The organism is Rhodococcoides fascians A44A (assembly GCF_000760735.1).
Classification (GTDB): Bacteria; Actinomycetota; Actinomycetes; order Mycobacteriales; family Mycobacteriaceae; genus Rhodococcoides; species Rhodococcoides fascians_E.
The window spans coordinates 590,732-601,986 of the sequence record NZ_JMEX01000008.1; the positions used below are offsets into that span (position 1 = coordinate 590,732).

The following is an 11,255-nucleotide window of genomic DNA, read 5'->3' on the forward strand; positions in this document are numbered from 1 at the left end:
ACTGCGCTGTGGTGGAATGGTGGCGTGACCCGTCCGGATTCCTCGGTGTCGATTCCGCATGTGGTGCGGCGCCACGCAGGCAGCTCCGAGATAGAGCCGGTCTGGCTGAACGAGTTGGGTGGACTGACTTTCCGCGCCGGACAGGTGTTCGTGAAATGGTGTCCGCTGGACGTGCAGATCGACCTTGCTGTCGAGGCCGACAAGTTGCGCTGGGTTTCGGCCTACACTCGGGTTCCGGAGGTTGTCGACGCCGGTTCCGACTCCGACGCGCAGTGGCTGGTGACCGTAGCGCTACCGGGGACAAATGCAGTCGACGATGCCTGGACGGCGAATCCCACCGTCGCGGCCCGCTCCATCGGCACCGGTCTACGCGCGTTTCACGACGCAGTGCCTCGCGCCACGTGCCCCTACGACTGGTCGATCGAATCCCGAGTCGAGTCCGCCGAAAAGCTGGGGTCGAATCCGTCCGTCGGTACAGCACCTCCAATAGACCCGGTGGTGTGTCACGGCGACGCGTGCGCTCCGAACACGCTGCTGGACAACGACGGCAACTGGGTCGCCCACGTCGACCTGGGTTCTCTGGGCGTCGCCGACCGATGGGCTGATCTGGCGCCTGCAATCATGAGCACGGAGTGGAACTACGGCCGTCGGTTCACGTCCGAAGTTCTCGACGGCTACGGCATCGAACTGGACCGCCGGAAACTCGACTTCTACTGCCGACTCTGGGACGAGACCTGAACGTGGAACCCCCAGAGAACGAGGGCCCCGATCAGACTGGTCGAGGCTCAGCCGTGAACGGACAGATCCACCGCAGCCCGGGCACAGCCGACTCCGCATGCGGTGTGACTGTCGAACCATCGCAGGTCGAACAAGCGCCTCAGCCAGGACATGTAGAGCAACCTAGACCCATCGACACCGCAGCGGGACCCTTCGAATCAGCCTGATTCTTAACCTGCCCGCCGGAACTACCCGATCCAGGTGTCGAAGAACTGCAATCTGGCGGATGCTTCGAATTCCAGATCGTGTACGCGTGGCCCTGCACCGATGGCTTGGGAGAGCTCGATGGTCGGGATCAACAGTCCGTTGCTCGACACCAGTTGCTGCGCGTCGGCGAGGATTTCCTTTCGCTCGGCGGGATCGGTCGTGCTCAACTGCCGCGCCAGCACATCGTCCAGTTCTGGGATGGGGCCGCGACGGTTGTTGTTGCGACCGTCGAGTGCATACGAGGTGCGCAGGATGTCGCCGTCGGCTCGAGTGCTGTTTCCGTAGGTGGAGTCGAAGTCACCGCTCGCCTGCCGCGCCAGAGCTTCCGGCGTCGAGACCAGGTCGAGGACGAGCTCGACGCCCACGTCCGCGAGTTGCTGCTGCACCAGCTCCAGAATGGCCTGGTTACCGGCGAACACCGCGCTGAACGTGACGGAGAACGACAGCCGTCGGCCGTCCTTCTCTCTGATTCCGTCGGCGCCCGGGACCCATCCGGCGGCGTCGAGGATGTCGCGTGAACGATCAGGGTCGTAGGTGACGTCGTCGAGCTTCACGTACTGCGGGGTCTTGCTCGCAAGCGTCCCGGTGGCAGGCAGGAAGTCCGGCCCGAGCACCGTGTCCACCAGTTCCTGACGGTTCAGGGCCGGGATCAACGCACGGCGTACCTCGACGTCGCCGAGAACGGGACGAGTGATGTTGGGTGTGAAGCCGAACGGAGTGCCGGGATTGGATGTCGTGAGCACACGGCCACCCGACGCCTCGATCTGCGGCGCATCCTGCGGCAGCGCGTCGCTGATGGCGTCGAGCTGGTCCGAAGCCAGGCTGCCGGTCCGCACCCCGGACTCGGGCACGATCGTGAACTCGATCGCGTCGAGGTATGCCTCCCCGTCGTGGGAGAACACGCCCGAACCCCAGGCGTAGCCGGAGCGCTTCTTCAGCGTGATCGCCTTGTCCTGCTGATAGGACTCGTAGACGAACGGGCCACTGCCGATGTTGTCGCCGAGGCACCGTTCCTCGGCAGGCTTGTCCGTGGACGCCTTGGCCAGCAGTCCGAGCTGAGGTGTCGACGTGGCCTGCAGGAACTGCGCGTTCGGGGCGTCGAACTGCACTCGGGCCGTCAACGGATCCACGACGGTGGTGCCCGCGTAACCGGAGAGGTAACTGGCACCGAGCTGCGCTTTGGGGGCGCCGAGAACGTTCACGACCGAATCGAAGGTGGCTTTGACCGCTTCCGCGTCGACAGGAGTTCCGTCGCTGAACGTGACGCCGTCCTTCAGAACGAAGGTGAACTGCGTTGCGTCACTGCTGACTTCCCAACTCTCGGCCAACCATGGCGTGATCTCACCGGTCTCGGGGTCCTGGTCGGTCAGGGAATCGACGATCTGACGGGACACGTAGATGGTCTGGTTGGTGCCACCCTGCGCGGGATCCGAGCACGTCGGGGCCTGCGACAGCGCGTACCGGAGCGTGCCACCGGCTTGCGGCTCCCCGTCCTGCGACGTCGATTCCGCCGATCCGCCGCATGCGGCGACGAGCGTCGTCGCCGACACCGCGAGCACAACCGAAGCCGACCGTTTCATGCTTCCCCCTGGAATCGAGCGAGTGGAGGGAGTTCGAGATTCTCCCTGAATGTTTCTCCGCGATAATCGTTTCCGACGATTCCGCGGCGCCGAAGCTCCGGCAGCAATCCGTTCTCGACGAAATCGCGTGTGCGTGGATCACCGAGACCGCCGAGACTGATCACGTCGAGGACCCCGGCGTCGTACCGTTGCGCGATCGCGTCGGCCAGTTGCTCGGGTGTCCCGGACTCGGCCCAATGTCCGGTGTCCTTCGAGGCGATGATCAACTCGCGCAGCGTCTTTCCCTCCGCGGCGAGCTTGCCGAATATCTCCACTCGTCCACGACGGCGGTTGACTGTCTTCGGGTCGGGCAGCAACTCCACCGGGATCGGCTTGTCCAACGACAGCTCCGACAGGTCGATTCCGCCTCCGAGCATGTCCTCCAACCGTGCGCGTCCGGCGACGAGGTCCAGAGTGCCGATCGACTCCTCGACCCGTTGTCGGGCCTCGGCTTCCGTCGCACCGTACGTTGCGTGGAACGAACTGAAGATCAACGGAAGTTCGTCACCGCGCCCCAACTCGGCAGCGCGGGCTCGGATGGTCTTGGTGTAGGTGATGGCATCCTCGAGGGTCGCCAGCGACGTGAACACGACTTCGGCGAAACGCGCTCCGAGTTCGATTCCTCCGGCAGACTGTCCGGCCTGAAATTGAACGGGCCTGCCCTGAGGCAGCGACGGAATGTTCAGCGGCCCTTGGACGGTGTAGTACGCGCCGCGGTACTCGATGGGTCGCACCAACGACGCATCCAACACTGCGCCGCCGGAACCCGGCACCAGCGCGCCCGGCTTCCAGCTGTCGAAGAGTGCGTTCACCACTTCGAGCGACTCGGTGGCACGTGCATACCGTTCTTCGGGACTCGGCAGGTCCTGATCTCCGTAGTTCTCCTCACCCAGCGAGGACGTCACCGCGTTCCAGGCGGCCCGTCCGTTGCTGACGTGATCCAACGTCCCGAACAGTCGCGCCAGGTTGTACGGGTGATGGAACGTCGTGGTCACGGTCGCGATCAACCCGATGTCCGTGGTCACACCCGCCAGCGCCGCAAGGTAGATCAGTGGCTCCTGGGCCCCGATCGCCCCCTGTGCACCGAAACTCAACAGGTCCGCGGCGAACAACGCGTCGATCTTGTTGTTCTCGGCGATCTTCGCGATCTCGATCGACGACGCGAGGGTGGACCGCGTCGGGTCGACCGCGGCGTCGTACACGTCGAGGCCGCCGCTGACTCCGGTGACCGTCTTGAGTGTTCGACGTCTGCTCATCGGGTAAACACCATGGACATCTGCACCTCACCAACGAACGAGAACGAACAGGAAAGCCGCCGTGGACACAGCACACGCGGCAGAGCAACACGCAAGTTTAAGGAGCTTCGACGGCCCTGAACAGAAATAGAATCAGCGTGATTCTGCGTTGACTCTTCAATGCGACTCCCGCAACAATCAGGCGGTACTACCAGGGTCGACGGAGGCACCAGAACTATGAGCACCACCCCCGCGCACCGTATTGCGATCGTCGGTGCGGGACCGCGCGGTACCGGTGTCCTCGAGCGACTGCTCGCCCATCTCGACGCGACGCCGGGGCGCCGCGTCACCGTCGACGTCTTCGATCCTTTTCCTGCCGGCGCCGGCCGCATCTGGCGAGGCTCGCAACCGCCGCTGCTGTGGATGAACTCGGTCGCCGCCGACGTCACCATGTTCACCGACGACACCACCGTGGTCGCCGGGCCGGTCTCGACCGGCCCGACTCTCGCCGAATGGGTCGAGAGCAACCTCGAATCCCTCCGCGACGACCCGGCGCTCACCGCCGAGCTTGCCGATTTCACACCCAGGTCGTTCGCTTCGCGGACACTGCAGAGCCGCTACCTGGAGTGGGTCTTCGCGCGAGCCGTGACGGACGCTCCCGTGGATGTCACGGTGCATCGCAACACCGTCGTCGACATCGTCGACGACGAGCCCGGGCAGCGCCTGATTCTCGACGACGGTTCGGTGGTCGGGGTCGATGTCGTGCTGTTGTCCCAGGGCCATCCGGACGCCCTGCCGTCGTCCGCCGAGAAGTATCTGCACACGTTCGCCGGTACCCACGGACTGACGTACGTCGGGCCCGGGTACACGGCCGACCTGGATCCGGACGTCGTCCCGGAGTCGGAACCCATCCTGGTGGCAGGCCTGGGGCTCGCGTTCGTCGACTGGATGGTGTTGCTCGCCGAAAGCCGCGGTGGAACGTTCTCGCGGCTACCGGACGGAACTTTGACCTACCGGCCGTCGGGCCGTGAGCCGACAATCTATGCAGGCTCGCGCCGCGGCGTGCCGTACCACTCGAAGATCGGCTACGACATCGCCGCCGCCCGGCCACCGCTCCCGAAGTACTTCACCGCCGACGGCTTCCCCGGGGACGGGTTTCTCGACTTCCGGCGCGACGTGTGGCCGACCGCAGCGAAAGAGCTTGCCGGCGCTCACTATCACGAGCTGTTCGCCTCGCACGCCGACCGCACCACCGGCACGTGGCAGGATTTCGAGATCGAGTTCGACGCTGTCGCCTGGGGTTCCAAGGAGTCGGCAGCCCTGGTCGAGCGGTTCGTACCCAAAGACGACGACCGTATCGATCTCGCTCTGATCGATCGCCCTCTCACCGGTGAGACGTACGACAGCGTCGACGACGCCACCGCGCGCATCATCGGATACATCGAATCGGACCTGGCCCGACGCGCCGATCATCACTACAGTAGCGACGCAGCGGTGTTCAACGCGCTGCTGTCGGTGTACATGACCACGGGAGAATTGCTGAGACGCGGTCGAATTCCTGCCGAGTCGGTAGCGCAGGACATCGAAGGGTGGCTGCACTCGTTCTTCAGTTTCATCGCCAGCGGCCCTCCTCCACAACGTCTCGAACAGCTGCGCGCGCTCGCGTCGAGCGGGATCGTTCGGTTCCTCGGCCCCGACACCACGTTCAGTGCCGATACCAACGCCGGCGTGTTCACGGCTCGGAGCGCGTCACACGACGACACCGTCACCGCGCGAACGCTCGTCGACGCCAGACTTCCCGTCGCGTCCATCCGATCCAGCGGGGACGCACTGCTTCGCTCCCTGCACGAACGTGGACAGATGGTGGAGGTGCGCGCCAACGAACGCAGTGCCGCCAAGATCTCCGTCGACGGACGGTCCCGAATCCTGCACTCCGACGGCAGCGTTCACCCCGCTCGGTTCGCGGTCGGTCCGTGGGTCGCGGGTCACACCTGGTCCTCTGCCTTCCCGCGACCTCGGACCAACGCCGGATTCTTCCGCCACAACGATGCTCTCGCCGTCGAGCTCCTCACGTCCGGCGCCAACGAATCACGCTGATCGAAAGGGTTTTACGGCCTGCCCGACTGATACAGGCTGGGGGACATGAGGCGCAACCATGTCCTGTCGGCGTCAGCTCTCGCCGTCGCCGCCGGTCTGTTGCTGTCCGCCTGCGCGGGCGACAGCGACACCACAAGTACGTTCGACGAGAACGCCGAGCCCGTCAGCGGCGGCACCTTCACCTTCGGTCTCAACTCGGACCTCGATTGTGTCGATCCACAGCAGACCGGCAGTTCCGTTGCCGCACTGGTGTCGCGCAACGTTCTCGATTCGCTTGTGGGACATACCGAGAACAACGAGTTCACGCCGTGGCTGGCGGAGAGCTGGGAAGTGTCCGACGACGCGACGAGCTACACGTTCTCGCTACGCGACGGCGTCACGTTCTCGGACGGAACGCCACTCGACGCCGACGCCGTGAAGTTCAATCTGGATCGGATATTCGATCCGGCCACCAAGTCCAACTACGCACGCTCGTTGCTGGGCCCATTGCGTGAGGTCACCGCAGTCGATCCGACCACGGTCCGCGTCGACTTCACCGCGCCCTATCCGTCGTTCCTGCAGGGCGCATCGCTACCGTTCCTGGGTATCGAATCTCCGACTCACCTGCGTGGCACCGACAATGCCGAGTGCACCACCGTCGTCGGCTCCGGTCCCTTCGTCCTCGACAGCTACACCAAGGGCGTCGGTTTCGAACTCTCCAAGCGTGACGACTACAACTGGGGACCCGGGTACGCCGATCACACCGGCGCCGCGTACCTCGACCGACTGAACTTCCGCATTCTGCCGGAGAACTCCACCCGCCTCGGGTCGCTCGAGAACGGCGAGGTCGACGCCATCGCGGCGGTGCCGTCTGCCAATGCGCCCGTGGTGGAAGAGGATCCGAATCTGCAACTGATCAAGTACGAGAATCCAGGTGTCAACTACGGCATCTTCCTCAACACACAGGCGGAACCGTTCACGGACGTCAGAGTTCGGAAGGCTTTCCAGAGCGCGCTCAACTCGCCTGAGCTCGTGCAATCGGTGTTCTTCGGACAGCTCGCGGCGGCGGACAACGTTCTCGGCCCGAAGACGCCGTACTACGATTCCTCGATCGCGCAGTCGTGGGGATTCGACGCCGACCAGGCCAATTCGCTTCTGGACGAGGCGGGGTGGACCGGACGCGACGCCGACGGGTACCGCACCAAGGACGGTCAGCGCCTCACCGTACGTTTCCCGTACGACTCCTCCAGCTACTTCGCCGAGAACGCGCCTCTGCTCGAAGCGTTCCAGGACCAGATCAAGCGCGACGTCGGCTTCGACCTCGTCGTCGAGCCCATCGACACCGGTACGTGGACGGACCGAGCTGCGCGGGGTGACTACGAGGCTGCGGCCATCTTCTTCGTGCGACCGGAGCCGGACATTCTCCGTACCGTCTTTCTCTCCACCAACACCCCGCCGAACGGTGGCGCCTATGCACGGAACACCGATCCCGCACTCGACGAACTCCTGACCAGGGGCGCGGCTACGGCCAACGGCCCGGATCGTGAGCAGATCTACGCCGACGTGCAGCGCGAGGTCATCGACAAGGCGTACTACGTACCGGTCTACGTTCAGGCCTATCGGCTCGGGGCGTCCAACGGCGTACACGGAATCAAGTTCGCCACCAACGCATCACCACTGTTCTACGATGCCTTCCTCACAGACTGACGCCTCACGGCCGGTCGAGACAGCGCCGTTGGTCGAGACAGCGCCGGTCGACACAGCGCCGCCGTCCACCGCACACCGCCTGGTCCGTGCAGTGGGCGGTAAGGCGCTCGCCGCGGTTCTCGTGGTGTGGGGTGCGGGAACGGCGACGTTCCTGGCTCTGCACGCAATCAAAGGCGATCCGGTGGACATCATCCTGGGTAGCGACTCCGTGGTGCAGCCCGCCGAGAGGGATGCGATACGCAGCTCGTACGGGCTCGATCAGCCAGTGCTGCTCCAATACCTGAGCTATCTGAAGCGAGTCTTCACCGGTGATCTCGGCCGGTCCTACCAGTTGCAGCGACCGGTTGCCGACGTCATCGGGGCCGAGCTGTGGCCGACGGTGTCGCTGGCGGTTCCGGCTGTCGTTCTCGCCGTCGTCATTGCGTGCGTCCTGGCGCTGACCACCGCAGGCCGTCCCAGATCACGGTCCTGGGCGTCGAGTTTCGAGCTGCTGTCCGTGTCGATCCCCACCTTCTGGATCGGAATCCTGCTGCTGTGGGTGTTCGCGTTCACCCTCGGATGGTTCCCTGCGTCGTCCGCGAAAACCGATGCTTCCCTTGTTCTTCCGGTCGTCACTCTTGCACTTCCTGTCGCAGGTCTGCTGTCGCAGGTCCTTCGAGACGGTGTCGAGGACGCCCTGGCTCAACCGTTCGTCCTCACCGCCCAGGCACGAGGTGCATCGAGGGCACGCGTCCTTCTCGTGCACGCCTTTCGGCACGCACTCCTGCCTGCCACGACACTGACGGCGTACTTCGTCGGCGCGACCCTGGGCGGGGCAGTCCTCACCGAAACCGTCTTCGCCAGGCCAGGACTCGGCCGCGTGACGCTCGCCGCCATCGGATCCAAGGACATGCCCGTCGTACTCGGCATAGTCCTGCTGTCCGCGCTGGTGTTCATCGTCGTCAACACCGTGCTCGACGCCTTGTATGTGGTCATCGACCCCCGGCTCCGCACGACCTCTCGCCGACGCCCGGGCACGGCGAAGGAGGTTCCCGCGTGACCGGTGTACTCACCGCGCGGCGATCGGTTCCGCGGACCACCCGCCCCGGCCTCGCCCTGGCCGCGGTATTTGTCGTGATCGCAGCGATCGCGGCCGCCTTTCCGACGCTGCTGGCGTCGGCCGATCCGAACCTCACCGATCCCGCCTCACCGTTCGCCGAACCCGGTGTCGACCACCTGTTCGGGACCGACAACCTGGGTCGCGATGTGTTCGCTCGGGTCGTGCACGGGGCACGGTTCTCGTTGCTGATCGGCGTGGGGGCAACTGTTCTCGCGGTCGTGATCGGCACTGCACTCGGCATCGCGGCCGCGCTCGGTCCCCGTGTCGTGCGCGCGACACTGCTACGCGGCATCGACATCGCCATGGCATTTCCCGACCTGCTGCTGACGTTGCTCGTGATCGCCGTGCTCGGACCCGGGCCGCTCAACACGCTGATCGCCGTCGCTCTCGGAATGGTTCCCCGGTTCGCCAGGGTCGTACGTGCGCAGGCGCTCCCCGTCGCCGGCGCGGGGTACGTGACGTCCGCCGTCGCACTCGGAACGCCGCGACTGCGAATAGTTCGTCTCCACATCCTCCCCAACACGGTGCGCCCGCTGCTCGCGGTGGCGACCGTCGGTGTCGGGACCGCCATAATCTCCGTCGCTGCACTGAGCTTTCTCGGCCTGGGAGTGAAGCCTCCGGACGCCGAATGGGGCGTGATGCTTGCCCAGGGCCGCGAGTTCCTGAGGTTGGCGTGGTGGATCTCGATCTTTCCCGGCCTGGCCGTCGCCGCGACCGTCGTCTCCATCACCGTGCTCGGGCGGGCACTGCAGCGCAGAAACTCGGAGGTCTGACCCATGCCGGTACGACAACGCTTGGTGGACATCGAGAACCTGTCCGTGTCCTTCCCGGCGGCCGGTCGACGATCGGCGCCGGTGCGCGCCGTGCAGGACGTGTCACTGCACGTCTCCTCCGGCGAGTGCCTCGCCCTCGTCGGCGAATCGGGTTCGGGCAAGTCCGTCACAGCACGTGCCGTCATCGGCCTGGCCGGGCGACGGGCGGACGTCCGCATGTCGCGGTTCCACATCGACGGCGTCGACGCATCGTCGTTCGGCGAGAAGCAGTTCCGGCAACTGCGTGGCACGACGATCGGACTGGTGTTGCAGGACGCTCTGGTGTCGCTGGATCCGCTGCGTACCATCGGCCGCGAGGTCGCCGAGCCCATGGCGATACACAACACCGTCCCGCGTCACGCGCGTTCACGTGCTGCCGTGGAGTTGCTCCGCTCGGTCGGTATCGACGACCCCGAGGTCAGAGCTACGCAGATCTCGCACGAGTTGTCCGGCGGCCTTCGTCAACGTGCTTTGATCGCATCGGGTCTCGCTGCAGGCCCCTCACTGTTGATCGCGGACGAGCCGACCACGGCGCTCGACGTCACGGTTCAAGCACGCATTCTCGCTCTGCTCGGTGACCTCCGAGACGACGGCACCGGTCTGCTGCTCATCAGCCACGATCTGGCCGTCGTCGCCGCACTCGCCGATCGAATAGCAGTGATGAAGGACGGTCGGATAGTCGAACAGGGTGCAGCCCAAGATATTCTGCGGGATCCGCAGCACGAGTACACACGAGCCCTGTTGAGCGCAGCCCCGAGCGGAGCGACACGAGGAACGACTCTGGTGGGCCGGACACCGATCGCTGTCCCGTCCGCCCACTCAGGCGATCCTGTGCTCGTCGTCGACGCGGTGAGCAAGTCCTTCGATCGGCGTGACGGCTCACGGCACCGGGCGGTCGATTCGGTCTCGCTCACGCTCCGTCAGGGTGAGATCCACGGTCTCGTCGGCGAATCCGGTTCGGGGAAGTCCACTCTCGCGTCGATAGCCCTCGGACTCGTCGAACCGGATACCGGGACGGTACGTCTGACCCCACCCGGTGGGGCGAGCCTGAACTGGAACTCACCCAGCGGCCCGGGAGAACGAGGCAGGCGTGCGCACCGGTCGCGGATACAACCGATCTGGCAGGATCCACTGAGCTCGTTCGACCCCAGATTCACGGTCGCCAACGTAATCGATCGTGCACTGGTCGAGACCGGAACACTCGATGCCGACGCGCGCAAGGCTCGGACGATCGAACTGCTCCACCAGGTGGGCCTGGACCCTGATCACCTCGCTCGCACACCGCGCCGGCTGTCCGGTGGCCAGCGTCAGCGCGTGGCGATCGCCCGGGCACTGGCAACCGAGCCGGACATCCTGATCTGCGACGAGCCGGTCTCGGCACTCGACGTGTCCATCCAGGCCCAGGTACTCGATCTGTTGCTCGACCTCCGGGCACGAACCGGTGTGTCGATGATCTTCATCTCCCACGACCTGGGTGTGATCAGCCATGTCAGCGACACCGTGTCGGTCATGAAGGACGGGGCGATCGTCGAACGAGGCAGAGCCGAGCAGATTTTCGAGGACCCACAGCACAGCTACACCGTCGAGCTCCTCGATTCGGTCCCGTCGCTTCCGTATCCGGTGGCCGTCGAAGGCTAAAAATTCGACGGCTGGAAAGTCGACGGCTGAGAAGTCGGGGCGCTCGGACCGACCTGCACATACTTATATTCACGGAAACGTAAAC

The 11,255-nt window shown here is 65.0% G+C and carries 8 protein-coding genes; 6 read left to right on the plus strand and 2 right to left on the minus strand.

The window, feature by feature from the left end:
* Positions 1-24 precede the first annotated feature (24 nt).
* Entirely contained in the window at positions 25-738 is a 714-nt protein-coding gene (locus tag BH95_RS15080; protein WP_037182918.1) for an aminoglycoside 3'-phosphotransferase, read from the plus strand.
* Between the two features lie 227 nt (positions 739-965).
* Here the strand turns inward: BH95_RS15080 and BH95_RS15085 are convergent, their stop codons facing one another.
* On the minus strand, positions 966-2,564 hold the full coding sequence (locus tag BH95_RS15085; protein WP_037163907.1) for an ABC transporter substrate-binding protein: 1,599 nt from the start codon (positions 2,562-2,564) through the stop codon (positions 966-968).
* Positions 2,561-3,859, minus strand: a complete 1,299-nt coding sequence (locus tag BH95_RS15090; protein ID WP_037163910.1) for an NtaA/DmoA family FMN-dependent monooxygenase — start codon at positions 3,857-3,859, stop codon at positions 2,561-2,563. The genes BH95_RS15085 and BH95_RS15090 overlap by 4 nt, the downstream gene beginning before the upstream one ends.
* Positions 3,860-4,075: 216 nt before the next feature.
* Between BH95_RS15090 and BH95_RS15095 the strand changes: the two genes are divergently transcribed.
* Genes BH95_RS15095 through BH95_RS15115 form a run of 5 tightly spaced genes read left to right on the plus strand, consistent with a single transcriptional unit; the run spans position 4,076 to position 11,170 of the window.
* Positions 4,076-5,935, plus strand: a complete 1,860-nt coding sequence (locus BH95_RS15095) for an FAD/NAD(P)-binding protein (RefSeq protein WP_037182921.1) — start codon at positions 4,076-4,078, stop codon at positions 5,933-5,935.
* 45 nt (positions 5,936-5,980) lie between these two features.
* On the plus strand, positions 5,981-7,621 hold the full coding sequence (locus tag BH95_RS15100; RefSeq protein ID WP_037163915.1) for an ABC transporter substrate-binding protein: 1,641 nt from the start codon (positions 5,981-5,983) through the stop codon (positions 7,619-7,621).
* Positions 7,602-8,660 carry an ABC transporter permease gene (locus tag BH95_RS15105; RefSeq protein ID WP_230595773.1) on the plus strand — a complete coding sequence of 353 codons (1,059 nt, stop codon included), beginning with the start codon at positions 7,602-7,604 and terminating at the stop codon, positions 8,658-8,660. Before BH95_RS15100 ends, BH95_RS15105 begins: the two co-directional genes overlap by 20 nt.
* On the plus strand, positions 8,657-9,493 hold the full coding sequence (locus BH95_RS15110) for an ABC transporter permease (protein ID WP_037182923.1): 837 nt from the start codon (positions 8,657-8,659) through the stop codon (positions 9,491-9,493). Before BH95_RS15105 ends, BH95_RS15110 begins: the two co-directional genes overlap by 4 nt.
* 3 nt (positions 9,494-9,496) lie before the next feature.
* Positions 9,497-11,170, plus strand: coding sequence for a dipeptide ABC transporter ATP-binding protein (locus BH95_RS15115; protein ID WP_244164973.1), 1,674 nt, complete (start codon positions 9,497-9,499; stop codon positions 11,168-11,170).
* Positions 11,171-11,255: the final 85 nt, after the last annotated feature.

Bases quoted from the DNA above. Each gene is read 5' to 3' on its own strand.
- BH95_RS15085 (WP_037163907.1), bottom strand. From the start codon at position 2,564: ATGAAACGGTCGGCTTCGGTTGTGCTCGCGGTGTCGGCGACGACGCTC.
- BH95_RS15090 (WP_037163910.1), bottom strand. From the start codon at position 3,859: ATGAGCAGACGTCGAACACTCAAGACGGTCACCGGAGTCAGCGGCGGC.
- BH95_RS15095 (WP_037182921.1), top strand. From the start codon at position 4,076: ATGAGCACCACCCCCGCGCACCGTATTGCGATCGTCGGTGCGGGACCG.
- BH95_RS15100 (WP_037163915.1), top strand. From the start codon at position 5,981: ATGAGGCGCAACCATGTCCTGTCGGCGTCAGCTCTCGCCGTCGCCGCC.
- BH95_RS15105 (WP_230595773.1), top strand. From the start codon at position 7,602: ATGCCTTCCTCACAGACTGACGCCTCACGGCCGGTCGAGACAGCGCCG.
- BH95_RS15115 (WP_244164973.1), top strand. From the start codon at position 9,497: ATGCCGGTACGACAACGCTTGGTGGACATCGAGAACCTGTCCGTGTCC.